The following is a 26,905-nucleotide window of genomic DNA, read 5'->3' on the forward strand; positions in this document are numbered from 1 at the left end:
GTAGTTGCTTGGAATAGATAACGGAAGGGACGGCGATTTTAGATGCTGCACCAATTTTCACGCACGGAGCTGGCAATTGGGCCGGAAGGCCTTGAGCTGATGAAAGGAAGTACGGTAGCGGTGCTCGGCATCGGTGGCGTCGGCGGCATTGCTGCAGAGGCGCTGGCCCGTACAGGCATTGGCCGTATTATTTTGGTCGATAAAGATGTTGTCGATATTACGAACGTCAATCGCCAAATTCATGCGCTTACGACGACCGTTGGCGAGCCGAAGGCCGACTTGATGCGCGACCGCATTAAGCTCATTAACCCGGAATGCGACGCGGTATCTCTCCGCATGTTTTATACAGAAGAGACGTATGAGAAATTTTTTGAATACCCGATTGATTATGTTATTGACGCTTCCGATACCATTTCGTACAAAATCCATTTGATTAAGCAGTGCCTGGAGCGCAAAATCCCGATTATTTCGAGCATGGGCGCCGCTAACAAAATGGACCCGACGAAATTTGAAGTTGTCGATATTTCCAAAACCCACACCGATCCGATTGCCCGCGTTGTGCGCCAGAAGCTGCGCAAGGAAGGCATTAATAAAGGCGTGAAGGTCGTATTTTCCTCGGAGACGCCGAAGAAGCCGCGACAAGATGTGACGCAGCGCATCGTGCCCGAGAACGCGCCGGAAATTCGCAAAGCCCAGCAGCCGCCAGCGAGCAACGCCTTTGTTCCTCCTGTAGCGGGGCTGATCATGGTCAGCGTCGTCGTGCAGGATCTGCTGGCGAAGGCAGATATTACCGTATAAATAGTCGCGGCTTACAGCCCAAAAAAAAACCAGAGCGGATATGCCTAGGCATATTATTGGCTCTGGTTTTTTTGTTTGGATCCTTATTTCTGAAACTCCTTCGGTGTAAAGCCCGTCATCTGCTTGAAGATGCGGCTGAAATAAAATTGGTCGCTATAGCCGACCTGCTCACCGACCTCCTTGACGGAGAGATGGGAGTGATTGCGAAGCAAATATTTCGCTTCGTTGATGCGCAGCGACATCAAGTAGCGGGAAGGGGGCTCCTCCGTATGCTTAATAAAAATTTTGCTCAAGTAGGACGCCGTAAAATTGAAGCTGCGGGCAATTTGCTCCAGGCTGAGATCTTCGCTATAATGCTCGCGCATAAAGCTTTGCACCATTTGCACCAATTCCTCCGTATCCGCTCCGCTTGGCTGAAGGCTTTTCATCTGGGTTTTAAAATCAGTCCGTTCCGCCTCAATTAGCGTCTTTACGCGATTGTATACCCGCGAAAGCTCAGTGGTCGCAATCGGCTTCAGCAAATATTCAATGACATTGTACTGAATCGCTTGCCGTGCGTATTCAAAATCAGCGAAGCCGCTCGTAATGATTTTGCGCATGCGCGGATAATAGCAGTGGATAGACTGAATGAGCTCAATGCCATCCATGACAGGCATCCGAATGTCGGTAATGAGCAAATCCGGCTGCTCCCGGTTCACAAGCTCGAGCGCCTCTTTGCCATCTTGGGCGGAGCCGACAATTTGAATAGCCTCATCCAGACCTTCGAGCTTGCGCACCAGCGTACCTCGGATGATATCCTCGTCTTCGGCAACAACGACTTTAATGACGTTTGCTTGAGCCATAAGCGAATGCCTCCCTTTGCCTAGCTATAGTTTGCCGCCGATTCTAATAGCCGCCCCGCCTTCGGGGCGATTGTGAATCTGAAATACAGCTGCATCTCCATATGTGAGCTTCATTCGAATATAAATGTTCAGCAGCCCCATGCCGCCCAGCTTGAGCACGGGTACGACATGCGTCTCATCAACCTCGCAAATACGCGCAAATAAATGCGCCAAGCTTTCTTCCGAAAAGCCAGGGCCGTTATCTGCCACCTCCAGGTGCCAATCCTCGCCTTCGATTTTGCCGGAAATGCGAATTTGCCATGGCGGCTCATGCTGCGTCCCGAACTTCAGCGCATTTTCAACAAGCGGCTGCACGACCAGCTTAGGGATGCGCAGCTCCCGCATGCGCTCGTCCACCTCCATTTCATAGTGAAGCTTCTGGCCGAAGCGAATTTGGTTAATATCCAGAAACTTGCCTGTATGCAGCAGCTCATCCTGCAAGCTCACAATGGCTGCATCTGTGGAGAAATAGCGCAGAAAATCGGACATGTTTTCAGTCATAGCAACAATTTGCTCATTCATATTTTCTTCGGCCATCGCATGAATGGTCGCGAGCGTGTTATACAGGAAATGGGGGTTCATCTGGGATTGCAGCGCAACGAGCTTCGCCTGCATTTCCTGCGACTGGGACAGCAGCAAATCGTCCATCGATTCCTTCAGCCGCGAGCTCATGCGCACAAAGGAAACATGCAGCTGGTCCAGTTCATTGAGCCCGCTGCCGAGCGTCTGGGCGGCTACTCTGCCGGTTCCTAGATCCTCCAGCCGCATGCCGCGGATCGAACGGTGGATTTTCAAGATCGGATACGTAATCCGTTTGGATGCCGCATAGGAAAGCATGATCGCAAACAACAAAATGACAAAGGCGACGAGGACAGTCTGCTTGGCGAAAGCGAATACAGGGACGAGCAGCTTGCTCTCGGACACGATAATGAGCGTATTCCAGCCAGTCAGCTCCGAGCGGTGCAGCGACAATAGCTCCTTTGCCCCCGTATTGGGATTAACGAAGGACAAATAACTGCCCTTGCCCTGCGTCTGCGAATTGGTTTTGCCTGCCGTCAAGCTGGTGTAAGCCGCGTAGTGCTGCTTATCCGCCTGCAGGGGATAAATGATATCGCCATTGTCATTGTATACGAGTACCTGCGCACCGTAAGGATTTTCCCCCGTAAAAGCAAGGATGCTGCTGAAAATTCGATTGTAATATTGCTTCACTTCAACAATGCCGGTTGGATCATTGTAATTGTCATAAAACTGGCGGAACAGCGAGACTGAATATTGCATGTCGCTAGATGAAATATAACGGGACATTTCCTCATCGGGTACGGGCAGCGAAATGATTTTGCCATTTTGCATCGCTACAACCGCTTTAAACCAAGGCTTGGTCGCCGGATTGTAGGTGCGTTCGCCATTGTCAAAGCCATTGCCATACATTTTGTTTTTAAAATCATACAAATACAGCTGCTCCACCGGGCGCGAAGGGCCAATAGCCGCAGTCAAAATTTCAGCCAGCGCCTTGGCATTTTCAACTGATTGGCTTTTAGAGACGCTCGGAAACGATCCGCTGCCCATGCCGCCGGAAAGGCCTAACTTTTGTTTATTGCTCTCCCTATCGGTATCCGTATCACTACCATCTCCCGTCTGTGTTTGATCGGGCAGCTCTGAGGTGTAACGCTTGAAATGATTTTTGACCAAATTGGAGTACATGACATTGAGCGAAACATCATTCATTTTTTGAATTTCCGAATCGATATGCTCTTGCATCGAGCGGCCCATGCTGGCAAGCGAATCGGTTGCATTTTGCTTGAGCAGATCAGAGGACCAAAGGCAAAGCCATACGACTAGCACGGTAAACACGATGAAAATAATAAGAGAGTAGGTGGAGAACAGAACAGCTTGAATCGTTTTGAATTTAGTAAGCATCACTACCTCCAGCCGTTCACGCGCACCGTTGTTGCTTTCATTTTGCTGCTAGGCGGGCATTTTGTCAAAGACTTTTTGTAAGCGCTTCATAATTATTTGGCGAGTGGTAAAATAAGTGCATAAAACGCCCCTGTTTTATCCATGGCACATCAAAAATCGGAAATCTATAATGGGGAAGCAGGAAATGAAAACGCATACAGCTGAGCATTCAACATTAAAGGGGAGCGATATGATGAAAAAATCGATGTGGCTGTTAACGGTTATTGCTTTGGTTGCGATTATAGTTGCGGGCTGTGGGGGCGGCAATTCGGGTTCTGGCGGAAATGCATCATCCCCGGCAGGCAGCGCGAACAGCGGCACAGGCAATACGGGAGGGACGAAGCAAAATATTACGCTTACCTACTTGGCCAGCCAAGGCTGGATAAAGGATGCGGAAATGCAGCTCGCCAAAAAATTTGAAGCCGAGACCGGCATTCGAATCGATTATCAAATTGTTCCTTCCGATCAATATTTCAATGTGCTCAAAACAAAGCTGAACGCTGGCGAGGCGACCGACCTGTTTGGCGGGCAAAGCGGCAAAAGCGAAATCAGCCTCAACTATAACGTCGAGAAAAATGCCGTTGATTTGAGCGGGGAAGAATGGGTGAAGCGCGAGGACCCGCTCAGCATTGAGCAGTTGACGCTGAACGGCAAAGTTTACGCCCAGACGATTTGGGATACGGGAAGCAGCTTCGTTATTGCGTACAATAAAAAGATTTTTGAAGCGCATGGCCTTTCCATTCCAAAAACATACGAGGAGTTCAAGGCGCTGTCCCAGAAGCTGCTGGATGCCGGCATTACACCGCTGTATGAGCCGATTGCCGATGGCTGGCATCATGTCCTGTGGTTCGCCGAGCCGGGACCGCGCTACGATGAAGTAACGCCGGGCTTATACGATGATTTGAATGCGAATAAGAAGAAGTTTGTGGACGATCCGACGATGAAGCTGGCTCTTACACAGTTTAAGGAAATGTATGACCTTGGTTTTATGGGCGACAACGCTTTTTCCGATACAGGGGCGGATTCGGCTGTGAAGATGGCGAGCGGCAAATATGCAATGACCCTTGCGGCCCAAAGCATCGTCAACGATATCGAGAAGGCAGACCCTACTGTCAAAGCGGATCAATTCGGTTATTTTGTCATTCCGCTCGCGGACAATCAAATTTATTACATTAATCCAGGCGGCCCAAGCAAATTTATTTATTCCGGTTCGAAGCATATTGAAGAAGCGAAGCAGTACCTCGCATATTTGGCGCAGCCGGATAACTTGCAGTACATGCTTGACAATGATTCGACGATTTCCAATTTGAACTTCCCAGGGCTGAAAGACAAATATAATGAAGAGCAGAAGAAGCTGATGGCGACGTATACGAAAAAAGGTACGGATATTCAGGATTACGTGAACTATGTCAACCCGCAGTGGATGGATATGGGCAAAGATTTGGTTGCGATGCTGGGCAACGCGATACAGCCGGAGGATGTGCTGAAAAGCATCGACAAGCGCCGTGCCGATATGGCGGTTGTGGCGAAAGATCCGGCATGGGCTAAATAGGAGGCGGCTGCCACCGCTATAGACGACAAACGAGTGAGTGGGGATGAATGCTGCATGAGAAATAAAATTTATCCGTTTTACTTTGCTGTGGGCACAGTCGGCGTTTATTTTATCTTTTTCGTCGTACCAGGGCTGATGGGCTTCTATTATTCGCTGACGGATTGGAACAGCTATTCGGATACGATTACTTTCATCGGATTGGACAATTTCAAGACGCTGTTTTCGTCCGGTGAAAATTATGTCAGCTACATTATCAATACGTTGAATTTTACCGCATCGACCGTTATTTTAAAAACGGCTATTGGCCTGCTGTTCGCCCTTATCCTGAATGAAGGCATCAAGCTTAAAGGCTTTCATCGGGTCATGATTTTTATGCCATCGATCGTGCCGATGCTCGTCGTCGGCCTGATCTTTAAGTCGATTTTGAATCCGGCGACGGGGCTGCTGAATGAAGCGCTCAGATGGCTGGGGCTGGATTTTATGGCGCAAAAATGGCTCGTTGACGCCAATTGGGCGTTCAAATCGATTATTGGCGTTGATACGTGGAAGGGCGCTGGCTACATTATGATTATTTTGCTGGCGGGCTTGCAGTCGATATCGCGAAGCTATTATGAAGCAGCTGAAATCGACGGGGCGAACAGCTGGCATAAATTCAAGTATGTGACACTTCCGCTGCTCATGCCGGCGCTTGTCGTGACGACAGTGCTGAACTTGCTGCATGGCCTGAAAGTATTCGAGGCGGTTTACGTTTTGACGAACGGCGGGCCGGGCTATGCAACAGATGTGCTTTATACAGCGATTTTCAAAGAATTTTCGATGGGCCGTTATGGGGTTGGCACCGCGCTGTCCTCGCTGCTCTTTCTATTCATGACGATTGTCGGTTATTTTGTCATCCGCTTGATGGCCAGAGAGGAGGGGCGTGACCAATGACCCCGAAGTTCATTCAAAAGCTGGCGCGCAACGGCATCGCTTGGCTGCTCAGCCTGGTTACTTTTTTACCGCTGTATTTAATCATTGTCAATTCGCTGAAAGATCAGATGGGGGCAAGCTCCATGAGCATTGCGCTGCCGAAGGCGCTGCATTGGAGCAATTACGCCATCGTAGTGGAGCAGGGCAAGCTGCTGCAATCTTTTTTGAACAGCCTGCTGTATGCGGTCGGTTCAACGGTGCTGGGCATCGCGCTCGCTGCAATTGCCGCTTATATTTTTGCCCGCAATCAGTCGCGGTTGAACCGGTTTATGTATTTCTTCGTTATTTTGGGCATTGCGATGCCGATTAATTTTGTGACATTGACGAAGGTGATGCAGTTCACCCATTTGATTAATACGCAGCTTGGCATGGTCATTTTGCTTGCCGTCATGTCGATTCCCTTCAGCGTTTTTCTTATTTATGGCTTCGTTGGCTCGGTGCCAAGAGAGCTGGATGAAGCGGGCATTGTTGATGGCTGCTCGCCGCTGCGCCTGTTTTACTCCATCGTAGCTCCGCTGCTGACGCCCGTTATTGTTACGGTCGGCATCTTGAATTTTATGGGCGCGTGGAATGATTTTGTACTGCCGCTCTATTATTTGAATGACTCGAATATGTGGCCGATGACGCTTGCCGTTTATAATTTCTTCGGTCGTTTTTCGGTGAATTGGAACCTCGTTTCCGCTGATATTGTGCTGACAACTTTGCCGGTCATCATCATCTATTTGCTCGGTCAAAAATATATCATTTCCGGCATGACCTCCGGCTCGGTAAAAGGCTGATATAGGCTGTGCCATGGCTCGGTTGACAGATTGAAAAGGCAAGCAGGCTAAGAGAGGCTGAAGGAGGGGGAGCTATGTTTTTCCATGATCTGAAGCTGGAAAGGGAGCTGAAAATCGAGCACCGCATCGATAGTGTCGTAGAGCATGAGCTGCATATGCATGATTTTCTCGAAATAAATGTGCTGCTGCATAACAAGTCCCGCTTTCAGCTTTTGGATCGGGAATACACGGGTGATGCCGGGGACGTGTTTCTGTTTCGGCCCTATGCCCCGCACTATAATTTGGCGCAGGAGGCAGACAAGCCGATTGAATGGATTATGGTGCTGTTCTCGCCATCCATCGTCCGAATGATTCCAAATGGCTATCGCCTGCTGTACCCGTTCTATACCGAGGGGGCTTGTCCGCTTATTCCGGCCAGTTCTGCCTATGCCAAGGGCATTCAGGCTGCTGCCAAGGCCGCCTATGAGGAGCAGGTGAGGAAGGAGCCGGGCTGGGAGGCCGCGCAATTGATGCGGTTTATCGATATTTTGGTTCATGTGTTTCGCTATGCGGTTGCCTGCTCGACTGGGGAAGGCGAGCAGGCAGAGGTGGACGAAGGCGTCGTGTCGGCAGTGGAGCATATTTTGCGCCACATTACCGAGGACATTGATGTCCGGGATTTAATTGAATTGTATGGCCGGGGGAAAACGTATTTTTATACTCATTTCAAGCAAGCGGTTGGCGTCACGCCTAATCAATTTATTCATCGACTGCGCCTGCAAATTGCGATGCATCTGCTGAAGACGACGAGCAAGTCGATTACGGACATTGCCTTTGAGTGCGGCTACAATTCCATTCATTATTTCAACAAGCATTTCAAGCAATATAGCGAGGTTTCGCCGCGGGAATTCCGCAGAGTGGCGAAGCAGGCGATGTAGCGGCTAGATAAAAGAAGAAACAGCAAGCAGGGCTTGCGAACAAGGCATATAAGCGGCTAAGGGAGGAGCGTAAGAAGATGGCGAAGGGAACGGAGAACATAGAAGGAATACGAGCAAGCGGGGGTGTGCCTTCACAAACAGAGCTTGACAGCGCACAGCGCGCAAAGTGGTTCTCCCATGACCGCTTCGGCATGTACATCCACTGGGGGCTGTATTCGCTTGGCGCGAGGCATGAGTGGATGCGGTCCAGAGAGTTTCTCAGCAATGAGCAATATGAAAAATATTTCAAGCATTTTGATCCGGATTTATATGATCCGGAGCTATGGGCTGAGCTTGCTGCGGAAGCGGGCATGAAATATATGGTCGTCACCGCCAAGCATCATGAAGGCTTCTGCCTGTGGGACTCGAAGCTGACGGCCTATAATGCGGTGAATAGTCCGGCCAAGCGGGATTTGCTGCGGCCGATGCTGGACGCTTTTCGCGAGCGTGATATTCGCACGGGCTTGTATTATTCGCTGCTCGACTGGCATCATCCGCATTATACGGTCGATGTGAAGCATCCGCTGCGCTATAATGAGGCGTTTCTGGCGCAAAGCAAGGAGCGGGATTTTGCCCAATATGTTGAGTTTCTGTTCGGCCAGACGAAGGAGCTGCTAAGCGAATATGGCAACATCGATGTGCTGTTCTACGACTTCTCCATTGCCGCCGAAGCGGACTTTGAGGGCAAAGGCAAGGAGGCATGGCAAAGCGAGCGGCTAGTCCGCATGATTCGTGAGCTGCAGCCGAATATTATGCTCAATGACCGCCTGCAAATAGCGGGAGATATTACGACGCCGGAGCAATATCAGCCGCGGGAGTGGATTAAAGTGAACGGGCAGCGTGTCGTCTGGGAAGCATGCCATACGTTCAGCGGCTCATGGGGCTATTACCGCGACGAGGAATCGTGGAAAAGCATTGATATGCTCGTGCAAATGATGATTGATACGGTAAGCAAAGGCGGCAATTTGCTGCTGAATGTCGGGCCGACAGGGCGAGGCGAATTCGATGAACGCGCGGTGGAGCGCTTGAAAGGAATTGGCGCCTGGATGCGGCGGCACAACCGTTCCATCTATGGCTGTACGGCAGCGCCGGAGGAATATGCTTGTCCGCAGGATTGCCGTTTTACGTATAACCCATCGACGAATCGGCTGTATTTGCATATTTTCAGCTGGCCGTTCAAGCATTTGCACCTATACGGCTTCTCGGGCAAAATCGCCTATGCCCAGCTGCTCCATGATGCTTCGGAAATCCGGATGGTCCAGGGCGAGCAGGAAATGACGATGGAGGCGGGCGCCTTTAACGAAGGGCGGGCTGCCGATACGCTTACATTGGAGCTGCCAGTGAAAAAACCGAACGTCACCGTTCCGGTCATTGAACTGTTTTTAAAATAATCACATCGGCCGCTGACAGGATGCCTGCATAGGTATTCACCGTCAGCGGCCCTTGCAATTCCGCTTTCATACAAAAAGCGCGTACCGATTGAGTATCGGTACGCGCTTTGAAGCCGTTACATGGCCGGACACTGTCTGCTGTGTTCATGTCAAACAGCGCAGCACCATTCCGCTATTTACCCAACTACCGCCTCAATAAATTTTTCAAGTGCGGTCGTATCGGTAATATTGTTGTTGCAGTCATGGCTTTTGGCGCACATGTAGTTACCAACAGCTTTGTAGTAGTCGGGGGATGCGCCTGCAGGCCTTTTTTTCGTTATGGCTGAAAATAAAGCAAGCTCCTCAAACCGATTGCACACAAAGCAATAGTTTTTCTTGTTCGTCGGGTTGTAGCGTCCTTCGACGCCGACGAACTGACCATTTACCGGATAAACGATAAACAGCTTGTTGCTCGCGATATCGATCCAGCTTAAATAAGTGACATAGCGATAGTCGATAGCGGCTAGATCGGGCAGCTTGAGCTTTTTATTTTTCGGAAAAAGCTTCTGGATTTGCTTGGCCATAATGGTCGGAAACTCCGTTAAATAGCCTTCCAATTCCCGCAAATACTTGGCAAAATCCTCTTTCGTCCGCAGCGTCGAGACGGCTTCAAGCATTTGCTTCTGCTCGGCGGCTGCGTCCGGGAACATTTCCATAATTTTAGATTCGGTCGTATATTTAACGGACTCCAAAATTTTACGGTCGGCAACTGTGCCAAGCGCATGCTGCAAAATGCCGGCTTGTTTTTTAATCACATTATATTGATGGTTTCTAATAAATGGTTTACTCATTTAGGTTCAGCCCCTTATTTGTTTTGATCATGCAGTAAATAAGGTGCAAAGCCAAGTATTAGAAACGACATAAGCGTGGCTAGGCGATAACGTATCCGTTATGAGTGCGCCCATGCAAAGTATCGCTTCCAAAACCAGCTCTGCAGTGGGCTGTGCCAATCCGGCAATCTCTAATTGCCATCCATACCGACCTCCTTTTCATTGAATTACCGTTTATTATAGTCAAAACAGCCCCGCTTCTCAATAGCAAATCCCATTCACAGCATGCTTTCAAGCTTCTTTGCGCTACCCATTAAGCTCGAAATCCAGTGTAAATCCGCCGTGATCCCCTTTGTGAAAATGAACCTCCTTATTCCCGAAGCGCTGAACCCAGCAATCGGGCCGTCCGAGAAACGGGCGGGCGAGCTCCGCCGTTTCGTCGCTGAGAAAGTCAGCCGTCGGCAGCCAAGCGCCGCCGCCGGGGAAGGTGCAGCGCTGCTTCCACGCTTCGGGCAGCAGCCACAACGCGACAAGGACGACCGCGCCTGCGAGCTCGGCGCGCCGCCTCATGGCGCGAAGCGTGCCGGATGACAGCGAGCTTCCGGCCGCAATAATGAGCTTGGCGCCGGCAAGCTGCGGCTCGGCCGCGAATTCATCGTAAACGAGCACATTGTTCAGCGGGAAAAATAATGGATGAACCGCAGCGGTTCCATCCCTGTTTGCAGCGGTTGCGGTTGCGGCTGGTGGAAGCTGCGCTCCCTCCCATAGCGGGAATTGTTCTTCAGCGATAGCAGCCTTCAAGCGATGGCGCGGGAATGTATAGCTGGGAATGTGCATACAGCTGCCATGTGCCGGAATGGTGCGGTGGCTGAGCAAATGCCATACGTGAAAAATGCTCTGGCTTTCCTGCGGCATGGCAGCAGCCAAGCTGCCGAAGGGTCGCTCATTTTGGCCATAGTTGCTGTCGTCGGAGTGAATGAAGGCAATGTCGGCACTGGCATCCATGTGGCTGTAGGACAGCGGGTGGGCAGGGACAAATTCCTGCCTGAACTGCTGCCAGACGTCTCCAAACGCAGTTTGCTGAAAGCTGTGTCCGTCGAATCGCATCAGCGCATCAACATTTTCAACAAATAAATGGGTAGGACTCATTAAATAGCCCATTTGGAGAGCGGAAGCAAACTCCTCCGGCGAATGGCCAGGAAAGCCCGGCGTGCGGATCGGCCATTCGCCGGCATCTGGTCCCCATAAATCGGCGCACAGCCACAACGGGCGATGGTATTGTTTGGCTGCACCTAGCGCCGTGGCGAGTTGGAGCGATTGGAACGACTCCTTCATTATTTTGGGGCAAAGGGCCATCCCTCCCCGCGCCTGGGCGTGGAACAGCACGGGAAATACCTGCTCGGAAATGAGCGGCACATTAGAAGTGCCAGGTGAGGGGCTTGGCACTTGTACCTTGCTCACAATAGAGCGGACATGGGCATCGCGCTTCGCAACCGCAGCGGTCAAGGCTTCCCGCAAAGCAGCGACTTTTTCCTGCTCCCCTGCTGGGCTGCTCCAATGCGGAAACCAGCCATCCTTGCGATACTGCGCCGCATTGATCTGCAAATGCTCAGGCTCATCGTAGAGCAGCCCAATGAGCAGTCCGCTTGCCGCTGCCAGCCGGATTTGGTCGTCTGGAATGTCGTAGCGGTTCGTTCCCTCTTCCCACGGGCCGTTAATGTTGCCATATTCATTGCCGAGGCAAAGCTCCATTCCATAGGCAAGCATGTCAGCGAGCAGCTCCTGCTGGCCCTCAAGGCCGGGAAACACATGATGCACGTAAAAATCGGCCTGCAGCTGCTTAAGCTGCTCCATAAAAGCCTGCCTTCCTGGTGGAGGGTCCTGTGAAGGATAGATTTGTCCTGTTCCCGTGCGCATATAAAGCTCTGAAGCCGTCTGCGCCCAAGGGTCCTGCCAGCCGATGACCGTTCCTTGCATGCCGAATTTCATGAGCCCAATTCTCCTTTACTTGGATGTCGGATTTTTTGCTGGCTCCATTTTAACATGGCGGAGGAAACGCTTTCTTTGCTAAAAAGGCAGGCTGGTTTGCAATCTTGTTCATAAAGCGTGGGGCAGAAGGGTTGGCTCAGGCTAAAGGGAGGCGGCAGGCCGATTTTTGAACAAAATCGCAAATAAACGTCCTTGTCCAGACAAGTAAGCTGCAAGGCGCTTCGCTATACTTGAGAAGAAGCGGGAGCTGCAGCGTACACGCCATCAGCAGCCTTTTACCATTTTACAAAAAGCAAAGGATGCGTGAATGAGATGACTAAACAGCGTTATCGGTTAGGTGTAATTGGGCTTGGGGAAGGACGCAGCATTATGTCGGCGGCGCTGGCGAGCGAGCGGTATGAGCTGGTGGCGGTATGTGATTTAAATGAGGAGCTTTGCCAGCAGCGGGCGGAGGAATTCGGCTTTCATGGCTGGACAACCAAATATAGCGATTTATTGGAAAACCCCTTAATTGACGTCATTGCGATATATACGCCAGACCAGCTGCATTTGACGCATATCGGCCAAGCACTGGAGGCGGGCAAGCATGTCATCTGCACGAAGCCGCTGCTGCCTTCCTTGGAGGGCGCGCAGGAGCTGCTGGCCATCATGAAAGGGACAGACAAGCGTTTATTTGTAGGGCAAAGCTCGCGATTTTTCGAGCCGATGCTTCATCAGCGCAGCGATTACGAGCAGGAGCGGCATGGCGCACTCCAAATGGTGGAGGCGCAATATATAACCGACGGACGCTGGTTTCTTGAAAAAGATTGGAGCCGTCAAAAAGGCTTTAGCTGGATGTACGGTTTTATGATCCACGCTGTTGACCTCGTTCGCTGGTATTTGCCCGGCGTAACGGAGGTTGTGGGCTTCGGCCGCAGCATAGATGCTAGCGGCGAAAGCGGCAACGGCACCGTCGATACTTGGGACTCGATGCGTTTTCTGCTGCGGGATGGGCAGGGACGAATGGCGCAAATTTCCGGCAATTATACAATGCCGACTCTAGGGCAGGCGGTCGAGCCATCTATAAGCTGCGTGCTGCGCGGCACGAATGGCATTTCGCGTGCGGAATATCCGAACTTAAGCTACCATACGCATTTTTCTGAGCAAGGCACAGCCTCTTATTCGTTTGAAGACAAGCATGACTACTACTTCCGCTTTGAAGGCAAAAGCCATCATGCAGGCGAGTACCAAAACTATATTGAATATTTTGCGGATTGTTTAGACAGCGGCGAGCTTCCGCTTCCAGACGCTTCAGAGGCGATACACACGCTTGCCCTGATGGCAGCAATGGAACGCAGCGCAAGCGGCGGCGGCCAGCTTGTACGCATTCAGGATATAAAGGATGAATTCGGTATTGTTTAGCAAGCTTTCAGGCTTCATATTGGGGCCGGATGGGGAGGGGAGCAGCATGAAGCTGACGTATGACAAGCCGGCAAGCATTTGGACGGAGGCGCTTCCCGTCGGAAACGGGCGGCTTGGCGGGATGGTTTTTGGCGGCGTTGATGCGGAGCGCATTCAGCTGAATGAGGATACGCTTTGGTCGGGAAGTCCGCAGGATTGGAATAATCCGTTAGCGTTGGGGGCTTGGGCGGACATGCGCCGCTGCATTAAAGAGGGCGATTACGAGGAGGCTGAGCGAATAAGCAAAGCTTCGACGATGGGGCCTTATACGCAAAGCTATATGCCGCTAGGCGATGTTCAGCTCCGCTTTTATCACGGGCAATTGACGGAAGAATATAGGCGCGAGCTGGATATGGCAAACGGCATCGCGAGAACGATATATCGAATTGGCAAGGTTGTTTATACACGGGAAGTATTCGCTTCGCATCCCGATCAGGTAATCGTCATCCACCTGACCGCAAGCGAGCCCGGGAAGCTGAGCTTCAAGGCAAGTCTCAGCAGTCCGCTGCGCAGCCGCACCGCTCCTGTACGTGACGGTTTGCTGCTTACCGGTTATTGTCCGGAGCAGGTTTATCCGAATTATTATGAGACGGATGAGCCGATTAGATACGGGCAGCCGGATACGACGAAGGCTATGCGTTTTGCGGCGCTCCTAGGCATTAGAGCCGCTGGGGGCTCGTGGTCGGCGGATGCGGATGGGCTTCATGTGGAAGGGGCGACAACGGCGACGCTGTATGTCTCAGCCGCAACGAGCTTTAATGGCTATGACCGCTGCCCAGGGACAGAGGGCAAAGATGCTGAGCTGACGGCGGGCACCTATTTGACAGCGGCTGTGGAGAAGCCATTCGAAACGCTGCTTCGTGCGCATGGTGACGATCACCGAGCGTTATTTGGCAGAGTTGCTTTTCAGCTAGAAGGCTCCAGCTTGCCCGAACACTTTCCGACGGATCAAAGAATCGCCGCATATAGCGCAACTGACCCCCATCTCGTAGAGCTGCTGTTTCATTACGGACGTTATTTAATGATCGCGAGCTCCAGATCAGGCACGCAGCCGACGAATTTGCAAGGCATATGGAATCAGGATGCCCGGCCGATCTGGAGCAGCAATTATACGCTCAATATTAATACGCAAATGAATTATTGGCCTGCGGAGCTGTGCCATTTGGCCGAATGCCATGAGCCGCTGCTTGCCTTTATTGCCGATTTGTCCGTAACGGGGCAGGCAACTGCAGCGGTTAATTATGGCTCCCGGGGCTGGACCGCCCATCATAATTCGGATATTTGGCGGCAATCCGCGCCTCCAGGCGATTACGGGCATGGCAATCCGTTATGGGCCAATTGGCCGATGAGTGCCGCTTGGCTGTGCCAGCATTTATGGGAGCATTATCGCTTTGGCGGGGATATTGACTACTTAGCGCAGCGAGCTTATCCGGTTATGAAAGGCGCGGCCCAGTTTTATTTGGATTGGCTGGTCGAAAACGAGCAGGGCATGCTCGTCACTTCCCCCTCCACCTCGCCTGAGCACCGCTTCCGGCTGGAGGACGGACGAACGCCAGCGCTGAGTGTTGCTTCAACGATGGATATGAGCCTCATTCGCGAGCTGTTTGAGCATTGTTTGGCGGCCCATGAGCAAATTTGTGCTTCTGCGGCAGTCGAAAGGGCAAGCTGCTTTGAATCGAAGCAGGGACTGGAGCAGGAGCAGGAGCAGGAGCAGGAACAGGAACAGGAACGGAAACGGGAATGGGAACCGGATCTGGACTCGGAATTTCAATCCGAAGAGGAACGGCTCTTTTTGCAGCAATTGGAAGCTGCTCTGCCTAAGCTGCTGCCGGCAGGCATTGGCAAGCATGGCCAACTGCAAGAGTGGTCCCAAGACTACGAGGACGAGGATCGTTTCCATCGTCACGTATCGCATCTATATGCGGTCTATCCGGGTGATGGCTGGTCAGCGGAAAATACGCCGAAGCTTTATGAAGCCGCCCGCATCGCCTTGGATCGGCGGGGCGACGGGGGAACAGGCTGGAGCCTCGGCTGGAAGGTCAATCTATGGGCAAGGTTCGGAGATGGCAATCGGGCGTATGCGTTAATTAAGCGGATGCTTACGCTTATCCCGGATGATGGGGTGATGGATTTTGAGCGGGGCGGCGTGTATGCGAATTTGTTCGATGCGCATCCGCCCTTTCAGATTGACGGCAACTTTGGCGTAACAGCTGGAATGGCCGAACTGCTCGTGCAGTCGCATGCGGGCAGGCTGCAGTTGCTGCCAGCACTGCCGGACGCTTGGCCAACTGGCAGCGTCAGCGGCCTCCGCGCCCGCGGCGGCTTCGAGGTCGCCATCGCCTGGCGTGATGGCAAGCTGCAAGCGGCAGAGCTGCTTGCCCACCGCAGCGGCCCATGTGTGCTGTATGCAGGTACAGCGCTGCGGATAGAGCCGCACGGGAAAGAAATGGCGCTGGTGGTGGAGGAGAAAACGCCACTGCATTATTATTTTCAGGCTGAGCAGGGGAATGTGTATCATATTCATCTAAAATAAATGGATACTCCTTCCTTTTTTTGAAGGACACAGATTCCGCTAATCTGGCTTTTGCTCCGATTTCAGACCGTACGCGGACAGGAAAGCCGCTATTGCCCTCATTATCCCGTCCAAATGACTATTGGCACTACATTAGCGGCTCCTGGGTCCGCAGACTATGCCGAAACCCGTGATCCGGTTGAAATAGCGGCTGCTGTGTCCACCAAGTCTATCATTGTGCAGGGATCAAACCCCTGAAACGAAGCGATTGAAGCTGCTTTTCGGTACGTAGGCCCATATTCAAGAGAGGTGGCAGAGTGAAATGTTCGGAAGTAGCGGGAATCTGTTGGCACTGGCTTTTTTAAAGCTGGCGCGCTTACGTTTGCATACATGCACTAGCACACATGCACTAGCACAAATGCACTAGCAAAGACGTACGCAGCGGACCGCTGTGTGCGTCTTTTTTTATAGAAAAACAAGATATAAGCTATAGGAACAACCAATCCTATCTATTTTCCAGTAGCTGTGCAGGGACAGAATATATTCATACATAAAATTGAATTTTTATTCTTTAATTCGTATTATAATTCATATATTCAGAGAAGCCAGCTTTTTTCGAGCGGCAAAGATCAAAAGCATTTTATGACAGGAGATATACAATGAAAGTAAGCAAAAATACAGCTGAGCATTATAGTTGGGGAGACCGTTGTGATGGCTGGCATTTAGTTAAAAACCAAGATTTAAGCATTATTCATGAACGAATGCCGGCAAATACTTCGGAAGTAAAGCATTATCATCAAACTGCTCGGCAATTTTTCTTCGTTTTATCAGGTACAGCTACTATGGAAATAGGCGATAAAGTTGTCATTATAAATGGGCAAGAGGGAATGGAGGTTTCCCCTCATATTCCGCATCGAATGTCCAATCAGAGCAATGCTGAAATTGAATTTCTCGTCATTTCTCAGCCGAATAGCAAAGGCGATAAGATTATAGCCGATTAATCCAATGTGAAACCCCAGCTTGTTCGGGTTGTCCGCGACTGGCTATAATTGAAGCTTGCATATGCAAGGGGCCATACTCTCATTAAAGGAACCAACTGGCGCAATAAAAAGCGAATATGCTATGATCGATAGGAATAGGGAAGAAGGTTGTGAGCATATGGATTTATTTTCTTATCAGGAAGCGGAGACGCCGCGGGCGAGGCTGCTAGCCGACCGGATGCGGCCGCAGACGCTGGATGAATATATTGGGCAAGAGCATATCATTGGAGAGGACAAGCTGCTGCGCCGGGCGATTGAAGGGGATCAGGTATCGTCCATTTTGCTGTATGGCCCGCCGGGCTGCGGCAAGACGACGCTGGCCAACATTATTTCCAAGCGGACAGCGGGCGAGTTCGTCAAGCTGAACGCCGTTGACGCTTCGGTGAAGGATGTACGTGAAGTTATTGAGCAAGCCCGTTTAAGCAAGACGATGTATGGAAAAAAAACCATTTTGTTCCTCGATGAGGTGCATCGCTTCAACACGGCAAGACAAGATGCGCTGCTGCCAGCGGTTGAGCAGGGGATCATTATTTTTATTGGCGCGACGACGGAAAATCCGTTCCATCATGTAAATGGGGCGCTTCTGTCGCGCTCGACGCTGTTTCAATTGGAGCCGCTCGGCCCGCAGCATGCGCTGGAATCGATGAAGCGGGCGCTGGCCGATAAGGGACGCGGGCTGGGCTTCATGGAGCTGCACTGCGACGAGGAGGCGCTGGCGCATATTGCGAATATGGCAGGCGGCGACATTCGCCGCGCCTTGAACGCGCTGGAGCTGGCCGCGGTGACGACGCCTTCTGAGCCGGATGGCTCGGTACATATTACGCTGGAGGTTGCGCAGGAATCGATTCGCAATCGCGCGGTCAAAGCCGATCAATCGACGCAATACGATGTGCTGTCTGCGTTTCATAAAAGCGTTCGCGGCTCCAGCGATGCGGCGCTGTTCTGGTTTTTGTACGCGGTGGAGAAGCTTGGCATGGACCCGATGACGTTTATCCGCCGGCTGATCGTCGCCTGCAGCGAAGACATTGGACTTGCGAATCCGCAAGCGATGGTGCAGGCGGTAACGGCGATGGACGCCTATCACAAAATCGGCTGGCCGGAGGCGAAATACAATGTGTCGCAAGCGATTTTGTTCGCGGTAGAAAGCCCAAAATCAAATGCGACGGCGCTGGCCATCGGCAAGGCGATGACGATGATGGAGGGGCTTGGCGCAGCCGAGGTGCCGCTGCATTTGCGCGATACCCATTATAAAGGCTCGGCGCAGCTTGGCCACGAAGGCTACAAGTACCCGCATGATTATCCGGGGCATTATGTGCAGCAGCAATATTTGCCGGACAAGCTGCGGGAAATGAGCTTTTATCAGGCAACCGAGCAGGGCATGGAGGATAAAATCCGGCAAAACCAAGAGCTGCGGAAACGTCCGAAGGGGAAGAAATAGCCGCTTGAGGGACAGAATGGCAACCTTCTAATGCCAGCCAATGAGGTCTACACTTTACGCGGGTGCGACCAAGACGAAACGGCGAATACCTTTTTCTGGGCCGCCGATCCGGATATCGCAAAATAACACCAAACTAAGGAGTTGTAAAAACCTATGAAGCTGTTAACATTTTCGGAGCAAGGTGCAGAGCGTTTGGGAGTAAAGACGGAGCAAGGCATTCTCGATGTGGCGGCAGCCAGCGTAGCTTGTAAAGGCAGTGCATCCGTACCTCAAAATATTCATCAGGTCATTGAAGGCGGGGCGGAGGCCGTTGAAGCCCTTTACCGTCTGGAAGGCGAAGCGATAAGCCGCGCAGCGGAGCTTGGCCCGGTATTTCTCGATGAAGCGGAGCTGACGTTTGCCCCTGCTGTGACAAGCCCTGGCAAAATCCTTTGCATCGGCCTCAATTACCGCAAGCATGCGGAGGAGTCCAATGCGGCCATTCCCGAGGTGCCGATTTTGTTCAGCAAATTCAACAATACGCTCGCTGCCCATGGAGAAGCAGTGCCGCTTCCTATTGCCTCCGAGAAGGTGGATTATGAGGCGGAGCTAGCGATTGTCATTGGCAAAGAAGCGAAGCATGTGACGGAGGAGGAAGCGCTCAGCTACGTATTCGGCTACTGCGCTGCCAATGATTTGTCGGCTCGCGATTTGCAAATGCGGACAGGCCAGTGGCTGCTGGGCAAAACGTGCGACAAATTTGCGCCGCTCGGCCCTTATCTCGTAACAGCGGACGAGGTCGGAAATCCAAATGAGCTGGACATGAAATGTATCGTAAACGGCGAGGTGCGCCAGCATTCGAACACGAGCGATATGATTTTCAGCTGCAAGGAAATCGTCAGCTATGTTTCGCGCCATATGACGCTGTTGCCGGGCGATGTCATCTTGACGGGTACGCCTGAAGGCGTCATGCTCGGTTATCCGGAGGACAAGCAAAGCTTCCTCAAGGCAGGGGACCGCGTTACAATCGAAATTGAAAAGCTCGGCAGCTTGACGAATCTTATGATTCGGGAACAATAATGAATGCAATAAAAAAGCAAGGAAGCCTAGGCTAATGCCGCCAGCGTCCTTGCTTTTTTTGCTATAAAAATGATAAGTGCTTCTCCAATCCATTGCTTCAGGCAATGGCAAACATGAGTGCGCCGTAGCCAAAGGCAGCAGCCAGCAGCCCCATCGCAAAAGCAGGCATCAGCTGTTCGCTGCGGTACATCCGGAAAAAACCGACAATCATCACAACAGCTGATGCAAGCAGCAGCCAGCTATCTAGCCCAAGTGAAAAATGAAGCGTAATATCAGGGCTAAAGCTGCCTTTATAAATCGTTGTGAACAGAGAAGAAGGTGCTGTTGTTTGCAGCGTTTCCTTCACCTCATGCGGCGGAGCCTGTTGGCCTAGCACGCTTGTGGCGATAAAAATCAGCAATGCGACGATGCTTTCTGCCTTAATCCAAGGGAGCGGGCGGAAAGCGGCGTTATGCTTAAGCTTGTTTTTGTAGCCAAAGCCGTTCGAATACGCGAGCAGCAGCAGCGGCAGCAGCAATAGGTGCTTGATTAACAACATCTGCCCATACGGCAGCATCCAGGCGTTTACGTATTCGGGCGTCGTAAAGGTCATTAATGCAATGCCCGCTGAAATGGCTACGAAAAAACAGCCGAAGGCGAGCGTTGAGAACCAGGATAAAAACGGCTCCCAATGGCTTTCATCTTTCGAAAACAAGCTTATCGTAATGACAATGCCGAGCCAAATCGTGACGGCTATAAAATGGGCGCTGTGAATGACGATCCCTTTCAGCCCATACAGCGATGAGGCGTGGCTGGCATAACCGAGCCATACGGCAAGCAGCAACGTTATGAACAGCCCAACCTTCGGCATATGGCGGTCCTGCCGGAAGGACTTCATTCCGAGCAGGACCGATAGGCCGAGGGAGCTAAGCAGCGTCCAGATTAAGGCTTTGCCCGCTACGGCATCAAGCAGCAGGCTTTTCATCATTTGCCCATAGCTGAGTTCAAAATCTGCTGCGAAAGTGCGTGCCGTTTGATCAAGCGGGACAAACGAAAGCACAGGAATAGCGAGCGCGCAGGCAAGCAGCAAGCGATCAGGGACAATAACCTGCGGACGCTTGCCCTCCGGCACGAGACGCAAAGTAAATGCGCCCATTAACAACGCAAAGCATACATATAGAAGCGTCTCGCTCAAATAAATCATTTTTTACGTCTTCTCGCAGCGGCAGCGATCACGGCAATGAGAAGAATGACGACGACAATGATGATAACGCTCGTTGTGGAGCTGCTAGCTTTTCCCTCCGTTTGGGTGGCGGCGTCTGTTGCTGGCACAGCGCTTGCCGCAGGACTTGCCGTTTCAAGGGCAGGTGACTCAGTTGCCGCTGCATCAGGCGTTGACGAGCTTTCAGGTGAAGGGGATGCCGATGCAGGCTGCTCGCTTGAAACAGCTTCCGGCGCATTGACAGTAAAGCTGTAGTCGCCCTCAATCGCATGGCTGTCAGCGCCAATAATCGCCCATTTTACCGTGTATATCCCGTTCTCCAGCGCCGTTGGAACGGCACCGCTCATCGTTTTTCCATCTACAACGACTTCATCGGTGACGATTTGCTCGCCAGCCGCGTTCAAAAGCTTGAATGTGCTCAGCTTCTCAATGTCGGTATTAAACGAGAGGGAAATTTGAGCAGGTGACGCGGTTACCGTTTCGTCTACGGCAGGTGTAGATTGCTCGATTTTGGAATGGGCGAAAGCTGCACCCGGAATTAGCCAAATAACAGCCAGCATAATTAGAATGATTCGTTTCATGTTGTTCCTCCTTGTAAGCCAAAGCTTAATATGTTGTAGCAAGCTGTTAGCATTATATCAGATATAGGGGGGTGACATACGGCCTACCTTGCCGCAAATTATAGGCGACTTTATGAACTTTTGCAAAAAAACGCTAGGTCTATGCTGAATAATGTACGGACTACGACGAATACACATAATTACCGTCACTGAAAACGGCGAGAGATGGACGAGGGGGTGCGCCTACCGTCACCGGAGTATTTTCTGGGGCAGGGCAGGCGAAGCCGCATTGGGTGAAACGATTCAGGTTGTGCTGTTTGCAGGGTTATTGCTGGCTAACGGTTTTTTCGCCGCGGCGGAGGCAGCTATGCTGCGTTTACGTTCCGATCAGCTGCACAAGCTGCATGCCGGGCGCCGTTTATCAAGAAGAGCTGCTGTTTCTGCCGCCATGCTGCGCGAGCCTCGTATTTATTTAAATGCCTGCCAGCTTGGCCTAACCGTCGCATCGCTTGGAATGGGCTGGCTGGGTATTCCTGCATTCCGCCTGCTCTTTGGTTCATGGCTTGCTGGAGTGAATGGGCGAGTCCCAATCGCTCCAGCCGTAGTGGAAGCGGGCGCTGTAGCAGCCGCTTTGCTGCTGGCTGCTGTGCTGCACAGCGTCTGCGGCGGACTCGTTCCGAAGGCGCTGGCAGGACTTCGCGCAGAGCAGGTCGTTGCGGCTGCAGCCGCACCTTTATTTTATTTTCATAAAATGGTGTATCCGATGGCGCGGCTGCTGGACGTATTGTCCAGTTGGCTAGTTAAGGATGGCGATGTCCGGATGGGAGTCGGCTCCGTCCATGCGTACTCCAGTCAGGACATTCGGCTGCTGCTCAAGGAAAGCAAGCGTTGCGGACTCATTCATCATACGGAGCTGCTGCTTGTTGATAATATTTTCAAATTTACAGAAACGCATGCGAGAGAAATTATGATTCCCCGCCGGGAGGTCATCTGCTTGTATGCCCAGCTATCGCTTGAAGAAAATAAACAGATGGCGCTTGCCGAAATGCATACGCGGTATCCCGTCTGTGAAAGCGACAAGGACGATATTATCGGCTTTGTCCATATTAAAGATTTATGGAAGGATGCGCAGCATACGCTGACCGACATCCGTCAGATTTTACGCCCGATTATGACGGTGCCGGAGTCGATATTCATTCGGGAGCTGCTGGGCCAAATGCAGGAGAGCAAATCGCAAATTGCGATTTTAATAGATGAATATGGCGGGACTTCAGGCATCGTGACGCTGGAAGACATTATGGAGGAAATCGTCGGTGAAATTCAGGATGAGTTTGACGAGGAGCGGGCGATGATTGAGCCGCTTGGCGAAGGGAGCCACTCGATTAGCGGAATGATGCAAATTGAGGAGGTAAACAGCTGCCTCGGGACGAATATTAGCTTTGACAACTTTGATACGATTGGCGGCTGGATGTATTCCCAGTTGGAAAACCTGCCCCGCAAAGGCAACCGTGTAAAAGTAGCCGACCATTTCGAGCTCGTCATCGAGGAGACGGATCATTACCGCATTTCCCGTATTCGCGTGAGCCGGCTCGCTGCTTCCCCTTCAGACAAGGAAAATGAGGGGGTAAAGGGTGGCAATGGAAACGTTGATGGCAAAGGAAAGGGGACAGGAACTGGAACCTAAGGGCGCTGCACGTATAAAAAAAGGAACCTCCTCCTCCGGGCGATGCCCATCGGTGGAAAGGTTCCTTGCCGTAGCTTATTGTCTTAATCTGAGTTTATTGCGTCGTGCTAATGTTGTTATGTCATATGCACCTAGCATCTAGCCATGCAAGCTGGAAATACTTAACGAGCGGCGAGGAATGCCGCTTCGTCGACTTCAATCTTCTCTACGATATCGATGGTTCCGCCTGCTAGGCAAACATCGCCATCATAGAGTACGACGGCTTGGCCAGGCGTAATTGCCTTTTGCGGCTGGTCAAACGCAATATGTGCCGTTCCGTCAGCGCCAGGTGTCACGGTAACGCCTTGGTCTGCTTGGCGATAGCGGAACTTGGCTGTGCAGCGAAAAGGACCTTCCGGCTGCTCTGGCGCAATCCAGTTCATGCCGCTGGCAATTAGCCCAGTCGAATACATGCTCGGATGCTTCTCCCCTTGCACCACATACAAAATGTTGCGCTCAAGATCTTTGTCCGCTACAAACCATGGCTCGCCATTGCCGGAGCCGCCAATGCCAAGGCCTTGGCGCTGTCCAAGCGTATAATACATCAGGCCGTCATGCTTGCCTTTGACTTCACCGCTGCGAATGTCGACCATGTCGCCTTTCTGCGCTGGCAAATAGCCGCTCAGAAATTCTTTGAAGTTGCGCTCGCCGATGAAGCAGACGCCCGTGCTGTCTTTTTTCTTCGCGGTGTACAAGCCTGCCTCTTCAGCAAGCCGTCTTACCTCTGGCTTCGGGAGATGCCCAATCGGGAACATTGCCTTCGCGAGCTGCTTCTGGTTCAGCGCGCTGAGGAAATAAGTTTGGTCCTTGTTGCTGTCCACGCCGCGCAGCAGCTTCGTCTCGCCATCCGGCGTACGTTCTACGCGCGCGTAATGGCCTGTCGCCAAGTAGTCGGCGCCCAGCTCATTTGCTTTTTTGAGAAAATCGCCGAACTTGATTTCCCGGTTGCACATGACGTCGGGATTCGGCGTACGGCCGCGCTTGTATTCATCGAGAAAATAAGTGAATACTTTATCGAAATATTGCTTCTCAAAATTAACCGTATAATACGGAATGCCGATCTGGTCGCATACGCGGCGAACGTCTTCCGCGTCTTCCTCTGCTGTGCAGTGACCAAATTCATCGGTATCATCCCAGTTTTTCATGAAAATGCCGACAACATCATAACCTTCCTGCTTCAGCAGCAGTGCGGTTACAGAAGAGTCTACGCCACCGGACATGCCGACAACGACTCTAGTTTCTTGTTTGGATTTTGCCATTTGCTTACACCGCCTTGTATTCAAACTCTAAAACGAGTATCTCTCATTGTAGCATACATTTATCGCTGCACAAAAAACTTTTTTACGAAGAATGACAAGCTTTTCTCGCATGTTCCTTGTACTATATGCTAACATATAAGCTATATGGGAATACCATGATTTAAACTCGGTCATGGCTGCTTAAGGCAACACAACTAATGAAAACGAGGTGCCCTTTTATGAAAATATCAACCAAAGGCCGTTACGGCCTCACGATAATGATGGAGCTTGCAGGAAAATTTGGCGAAGGACCGATCTCTTTGAAAAGCATAGCGGAACGCAATAGCTTGTCCGAGCATTATTTGGAGCAGCTCGTTGCCCCGCTTCGCAACGCCGGACTTGTGAAAAGCATTCGCGGCGCCTATGGCGGCTACATTTTGTCCAAGGAGCCTGAGCATATTACAGCTGGAGATGTCATTCGCGTACTGGAAGGCCCGATTTCCCCAGTCGATTTCACCGAAGAGGATGACCCGGCGAAGCGTGATCTGTGGCTGCGTATTCGCGACAGCATCGCCTCCGTACTAGACTCGACTACGCTTAAGGACATGGTCAGCTTCCAGGATCCAGGCAAAGCAGACAGCTACATGTTCTACATTTAAATAGAAGGAGCTAGACAAGCTATGCACTATTTCGATCATGCCGCAACGACGCCAATGCATCCAGATGTCGCGCGCGCGATGCTGGAAGTGATGCAGGGTCCGGGAGGCAATGCATCGAGCATGCATGCCTTCGGACGCGCGGCGCGGCAGCATATTAACCGCTCTCGCGACCAGATCGCTGCCGCTATCTGCTGCAAGCCTGCTGAGCTAGTATTTACGTCCGGCGGCACGGAGAGCAACAATATGGCGATTAAAGGTGTTGTCCGCGCGCTGGCGCTGCAAGGCAAAAACCACATCATTACATCAGAAGCTGAGCATCATGCGGTGCTGCATCCCTGCGAAGCGCTTGAGCGCGAAGGCTTCGAGCTGACGCTGCTGCCCGTTGACGAGCATGGACAAGTATCGCTTGCTGATGTGGCTGCGGCTATAAAGCCAAATACGGCGCTTATTAGCATTATGCACGGCAATAATGAGGTAGGAAGTTTGCAGCCGATTGAAGACATCGGGCGCCTGGCACATGAGCGAGGCGTTATTTTTCATGTCGATGCTGTGCAAGCTTTGGGGACTTCCCATTATGAGCTGAATGAGCTGCCGGTCGATTTGATGAGCTTTTCCGCCCACAAAATCAATGGCCCGCAAGGGGTTGGCGCGTTATATATCGCTGCCGGCACCCCATTTGAGGCGACCTCGCAGGGCGGATCACAAGAGCGCAAGCGCCGTGCGGGTACTGAAAATGTCGCCGGCATTGCCGGTTTCGCTAAAGCTGTTGAAATTTGTGTGAACGAAGCGCAAAACAAGCAACATTTTCTAAACGAGCTTCGTATGGAATGGGTAGAGCTGCTTAGGAAAAATGTGGATATAAATATCGTCATCAATGGCGCGGCGGAGCAGATGCTTCCGCATATCGTCAACATCAGCTTTATCGGTGTCGATACCGAGACGATGCTGATGAATCTCGATATGGCAGGCATTGCAGCGGCAAGCGGATCGGCCTGCACATCAGGGGCGCTGGAGCGTTCCCACGTTTTGCGGGCGATGAAGCTGCCGGAGGAAAGGCTGGCTTCCGCCGTAAGATTCAGCTTCGGATTGGGGAATACTAAGGAGGAACTGGGTGCCGCAGCGCAAAAAGTTGCAACGATTGTGCAGCGCATCCGTAATAACGCCTAGGAGGCTTCCCCGGCCGTGATTAAACTACAGCAATTGATCGGTCTGCCCGTGCTGGTCATTCATTCCGGCAAGCGCGAAGGTACGATCAAGGATGCGATTTTTGACTCCCACTGGAACGTTACAGGTCTCGTGCTCGAAAGCAGCGGCTGGTTCGCTAATGTCGTCAAGACGGTGAGCTGGAATGCGGTGCTGACATGCGGCGTAGACGCGATTATTATTTCCGACGAAGCAGCTGTGCAGAAAACAAAGCTTGAGCAGCTGGGCAGAACGTTTTGCACCAGTAAAGTACAGCTCAAGGGTATGCCTATGGTGACCATACACGGCGTGATGCTTGGACAAGTATCGGACGTTTATTTTCATCCATTTATGGGTACACCAATAGTAGGCTTTGAGCTTACGGACGGTTTTATATCGGATCTGATGGAAGGGCGCAAGTGGCTCAGAGCTCCCGAGGATTCAGATGCCGTGCTGCTCGGGGAAGACGCGATTATCGTTCCTGCTGTCAGTGAAGCAGAATTGGAGCCTGTCGCAGCTTCCAATTCGGAGAATAGGGAGAAATGAAAGATGATGAGATGTCCCAACTGCAATTCGAAAGATATAGGAAAAATAGGTTCCCATCAATTTTATTGCTGGGGCTGCTTCATTGAACTGACCGTCAACGGAGAGAAGATGTCCGTGTACCAAGTGGAGGAAGACGGGACGCTTAGTTCACTTGATGATCTGTTTTTTGAAGATGAAATGCCACAAATCCATGCAACCTAGTGTTATGCATGGTTGCATACTGACAT

General features: G+C 51.6%; 23 protein-coding genes. 16 read left to right on the plus strand and 7 right to left on the minus strand.

All coding sequences use genetic code 11. The annotated features are described in order from the left end of the window. Positions 1-42 precede the first annotated feature (42 nt). Positions 43-798, plus strand: a complete 756-nt coding sequence (locus ASF12_RS23200) for a tRNA threonylcarbamoyladenosine dehydratase (RefSeq protein WP_056039991.1) — start codon at positions 43-45, stop codon at positions 796-798. Between the two features lie 83 nt (positions 799-881). On the opposite strand, the gene ASF12_RS23205 is transcribed toward ASF12_RS23200, so the two are convergent. After that, complete coding sequence (locus ASF12_RS23205; RefSeq protein ID WP_056039992.1) at positions 882-1,640, minus strand: response regulator transcription factor; 759 nt, start codon at positions 1,638-1,640, stop codon at positions 882-884. 24 nt (positions 1,641-1,664) lie between these two features. Continuing rightward, positions 1,665-3,596 carry a cache domain-containing sensor histidine kinase gene (locus ASF12_RS23210; RefSeq protein WP_056039994.1) on the minus strand — a complete coding sequence of 644 codons (1,932 nt, stop codon included), beginning with the start codon at positions 3,594-3,596 and terminating at the stop codon, positions 1,665-1,667. A gap of 184 nt (positions 3,597-3,780) precedes the next feature. Between ASF12_RS23210 and ASF12_RS23215 the strand changes: the two genes are divergently transcribed. The 5 genes from ASF12_RS23215 (at position 3,781) to ASF12_RS23235 (ending at position 9,282) form a co-directional block, all read left to right on the plus strand. Continuing rightward, a complete protein-coding gene (locus tag ASF12_RS23215; RefSeq protein ID WP_056039997.1) occupies positions 3,781-5,187 on the plus strand; it encodes an ABC transporter substrate-binding protein in 1,407 nt (468 codons plus the stop codon). A gap of 54 nt (positions 5,188-5,241) precedes the next feature. Next, complete coding sequence (locus ASF12_RS23220) at positions 5,242-6,117, plus strand: carbohydrate ABC transporter permease (RefSeq protein WP_056039999.1); 876 nt, start codon at positions 5,242-5,244, stop codon at positions 6,115-6,117. After that, positions 6,114-6,935, plus strand: coding sequence for a carbohydrate ABC transporter permease (locus ASF12_RS23225; protein ID WP_056040001.1), 822 nt, complete (start codon positions 6,114-6,116; stop codon positions 6,933-6,935). The genes ASF12_RS23220 and ASF12_RS23225 overlap by 4 nt, the downstream gene beginning before the upstream one ends. A 74-nt stretch (positions 6,936-7,009) precedes the next feature. Then, entirely contained in the window at positions 7,010-7,852 is an 843-nt protein-coding gene (locus ASF12_RS23230) for an AraC family transcriptional regulator (protein ID WP_056040002.1), read from the plus strand. A 77-nt stretch (positions 7,853-7,929) separates the two neighbouring features. Then, positions 7,930-9,282, plus strand: a complete 1,353-nt coding sequence (locus ASF12_RS23235; protein WP_081418976.1) for an alpha-L-fucosidase — start codon at positions 7,930-7,932, stop codon at positions 9,280-9,282. A gap of 176 nt (positions 9,283-9,458) precedes the next feature. On the opposite strand, the gene ASF12_RS23240 is transcribed toward ASF12_RS23235, so the two are convergent. Further along, complete coding sequence (locus tag ASF12_RS23240; RefSeq protein WP_056040004.1) at positions 9,459-10,112, minus strand: FusB/FusC family EF-G-binding protein; 654 nt, start codon at positions 10,110-10,112, stop codon at positions 9,459-9,461. A 285-nt stretch (positions 10,113-10,397) separates the two neighbouring features. Then, the gene (locus tag ASF12_RS23245) at positions 10,398-12,080 is read right to left on the minus strand and encodes a hypothetical protein (RefSeq protein WP_056040006.1); all 1,683 of its coding nucleotides are present in this window, start codon (positions 12,078-12,080) and stop codon (positions 10,398-10,400) included. Positions 12,081-12,392: 312 nt separating this feature from the next. On the opposite strand from ASF12_RS23245, the gene ASF12_RS23250 reads away from it, so the two are divergent. The 5 genes from ASF12_RS23250 (at position 12,393) to ASF12_RS23270 (ending at position 19,569) form a co-directional block, all read left to right on the plus strand. Beyond that, positions 12,393-13,481: a Gfo/Idh/MocA family protein gene (locus tag ASF12_RS23250; RefSeq protein ID WP_056040009.1), complete on the plus strand. Its 1,089-nt coding sequence runs from the start codon at positions 12,393-12,395 to the stop codon at positions 13,479-13,481. Further along, complete coding sequence (locus ASF12_RS23255; RefSeq protein ID WP_081418977.1) at positions 13,462-16,053, plus strand: glycoside hydrolase family 95 protein; 2,592 nt, start codon at positions 13,462-13,464, stop codon at positions 16,051-16,053. The genes ASF12_RS23250 and ASF12_RS23255 overlap by 20 nt, the downstream gene beginning before the upstream one ends. A 638-nt stretch (positions 16,054-16,691) precedes the next feature. Continuing rightward, positions 16,692-17,033 carry a cupin domain-containing protein gene (locus tag ASF12_RS23260; RefSeq protein ID WP_056040011.1) on the plus strand — a complete coding sequence of 114 codons (342 nt, stop codon included), beginning with the start codon at positions 16,692-16,694 and terminating at the stop codon, positions 17,031-17,033. A gap of 157 nt (positions 17,034-17,190) precedes the next feature. Further along, positions 17,191-18,510 (plus strand): replication-associated recombination protein A, encoded by a 1,320-nt coding sequence (locus ASF12_RS23265; protein WP_056040013.1) that lies wholly within the window; start codon positions 17,191-17,193, stop codon positions 18,508-18,510. A gap of 153 nt (positions 18,511-18,663) precedes the next feature. Beyond that, positions 18,664-19,569, plus strand: coding sequence for a fumarylacetoacetate hydrolase family protein (locus ASF12_RS23270; protein WP_056040015.1), 906 nt, complete (start codon positions 18,664-18,666; stop codon positions 19,567-19,569). A gap of 97 nt (positions 19,570-19,666) precedes the next feature. Here the strand turns inward: ASF12_RS23270 and ASF12_RS23275 are convergent, their stop codons facing one another. After that, the gene (locus ASF12_RS23275) at positions 19,667-20,752 is read right to left on the minus strand and encodes a copper resistance D family protein (protein WP_056040017.1); all 1,086 of its coding nucleotides are present in this window, start codon (positions 20,750-20,752) and stop codon (positions 19,667-19,669) included. Beyond that, the gene (locus ASF12_RS23280) at positions 20,749-21,351 is read right to left on the minus strand and encodes a copper resistance CopC family protein (RefSeq protein WP_056040019.1); all 603 of its coding nucleotides are present in this window, start codon (positions 21,349-21,351) and stop codon (positions 20,749-20,751) included. Before ASF12_RS23280 ends, ASF12_RS23275 begins: the two co-directional genes overlap by 4 nt. Positions 21,352-21,619: 268 nt before the next feature. Between ASF12_RS23280 and ASF12_RS23285 the strand changes: the two genes are divergently transcribed. Next, entirely contained in the window at positions 21,620-23,014 is a 1,395-nt protein-coding gene (locus tag ASF12_RS23285; RefSeq protein ID WP_056040020.1) for a hemolysin family protein, read from the plus strand. A gap of 161 nt (positions 23,015-23,175) precedes the next feature. On the opposite strand, the gene mnmA is transcribed toward ASF12_RS23285, so the two are convergent. Further along, the gene (gene mnmA / locus ASF12_RS23290) at positions 23,176-24,312 is read right to left on the minus strand and encodes a tRNA 2-thiouridine(34) synthase MnmA (protein WP_056040021.1); all 1,137 of its coding nucleotides are present in this window, start codon (positions 24,310-24,312) and stop codon (positions 23,176-23,178) included. 218 nt (positions 24,313-24,530) lie between these two features. Here mnmA and cymR point away from each other — a divergent pair, with 218 nt between their 5' ends. The 4 genes from cymR to ASF12_RS23310 are packed head-to-tail and all read left to right on the plus strand — an operon-like array spanning position 24,531 to position 26,879. Further along, entirely contained in the window at positions 24,531-24,950 is a 420-nt protein-coding gene (cymR, locus tag ASF12_RS23295) for a cysteine metabolism transcriptional regulator CymR (protein ID WP_056040023.1), read from the plus strand. 21 nt (positions 24,951-24,971) lie between these two features. Beyond that, positions 24,972-26,117, plus strand: coding sequence for a cysteine desulfurase family protein (locus ASF12_RS23300; RefSeq protein WP_056040025.1), 1,146 nt, complete (start codon positions 24,972-24,974; stop codon positions 26,115-26,117). A gap of 15 nt (positions 26,118-26,132) precedes the next feature. Next, positions 26,133-26,678 carry a PRC-barrel domain-containing protein gene (locus ASF12_RS23305; protein WP_056040027.1) on the plus strand — a complete coding sequence of 182 codons (546 nt, stop codon included), beginning with the start codon at positions 26,133-26,135 and terminating at the stop codon, positions 26,676-26,678. Between the two features lie 3 nt (positions 26,679-26,681). After that, positions 26,682-26,879, plus strand: a complete 198-nt coding sequence (locus tag ASF12_RS23310) for a hypothetical protein (protein ID WP_046234401.1) — start codon at positions 26,682-26,684, stop codon at positions 26,877-26,879. Positions 26,880-26,905 lie beyond the last annotated feature (26 nt).

This window comes from Paenibacillus sp. Leaf72 (assembly GCF_001422685.1).
Classification (GTDB): domain Bacteria; phylum Bacillota; class Bacilli; order Paenibacillales; family Paenibacillaceae; genus Pristimantibacillus.

Coding starts and splice junctions, on each gene's coding strand:
- ASF12_RS23200 (WP_056039991.1), top strand. CDS start 43: ATGCTGCACCAATTTTCACGCACGGAGCTGGCAATTGGGCCGGAAGGC.
- ASF12_RS23205 (WP_056039992.1), bottom strand. CDS start 1,640: ATGGCTCAAGCAAACGTCATTAAAGTCGTTGTTGCCGAAGACGAGGAT.
- ASF12_RS23210 (WP_056039994.1), bottom strand. CDS start 3,596: ATGCTTACTAAATTCAAAACGATTCAAGCTGTTCTGTTCTCCACCTAC.
- ASF12_RS23215 (WP_056039997.1), top strand. CDS start 3,781: ATGAAAACGCATACAGCTGAGCATTCAACATTAAAGGGGAGCGATATG.
- ASF12_RS23220 (WP_056039999.1), top strand. CDS start 5,242: ATGAGAAATAAAATTTATCCGTTTTACTTTGCTGTGGGCACAGTCGGC.
- ASF12_RS23225 (WP_056040001.1), top strand. CDS start 6,114: ATGACCCCGAAGTTCATTCAAAAGCTGGCGCGCAACGGCATCGCTTGG.
- ASF12_RS23230 (WP_056040002.1), top strand. CDS start 7,010: ATGTTTTTCCATGATCTGAAGCTGGAAAGGGAGCTGAAAATCGAGCAC.
- ASF12_RS23235 (WP_081418976.1), top strand. CDS start 7,930: ATGGCGAAGGGAACGGAGAACATAGAAGGAATACGAGCAAGCGGGGGT.
- ASF12_RS23240 (WP_056040004.1), bottom strand. CDS start 10,112: ATGAGTAAACCATTTATTAGAAACCATCAATATAATGTGATTAAAAAA.
- ASF12_RS23245 (WP_056040006.1), bottom strand. CDS start 12,080: ATGAAATTCGGCATGCAAGGAACGGTCATCGGCTGGCAGGACCCTTGG.
- ASF12_RS23250 (WP_056040009.1), top strand. CDS start 12,393: ATGACTAAACAGCGTTATCGGTTAGGTGTAATTGGGCTTGGGGAAGGA.
- ASF12_RS23255 (WP_081418977.1), top strand. CDS start 13,462: ATGAATTCGGTATTGTTTAGCAAGCTTTCAGGCTTCATATTGGGGCCG.
- ASF12_RS23260 (WP_056040011.1), top strand. CDS start 16,692: ATGAAAGTAAGCAAAAATACAGCTGAGCATTATAGTTGGGGAGACCGT.
- ASF12_RS23265 (WP_056040013.1), top strand. CDS start 17,191: ATGGATTTATTTTCTTATCAGGAAGCGGAGACGCCGCGGGCGAGGCTG.
- ASF12_RS23270 (WP_056040015.1), top strand. CDS start 18,664: ATGAAGCTGTTAACATTTTCGGAGCAAGGTGCAGAGCGTTTGGGAGTA.
- ASF12_RS23275 (WP_056040017.1), bottom strand. CDS start 20,752: ATGATTTATTTGAGCGAGACGCTTCTATATGTATGCTTTGCGTTGTTA.
- ASF12_RS23280 (WP_056040019.1), bottom strand. CDS start 21,351: ATGAAACGAATCATTCTAATTATGCTGGCTGTTATTTGGCTAATTCCG.
- mnmA (WP_056040021.1), bottom strand. CDS start 24,312: ATGGCAAAATCCAAACAAGAAACTAGAGTCGTTGTCGGCATGTCCGGT.
- cymR (WP_056040023.1), top strand. CDS start 24,531: ATGAAAATATCAACCAAAGGCCGTTACGGCCTCACGATAATGATGGAG.
- ASF12_RS23300 (WP_056040025.1), top strand. CDS start 24,972: ATGCACTATTTCGATCATGCCGCAACGACGCCAATGCATCCAGATGTC.
- ASF12_RS23310 (WP_046234401.1), top strand. CDS start 26,682: ATGATGAGATGTCCCAACTGCAATTCGAAAGATATAGGAAAAATAGGT.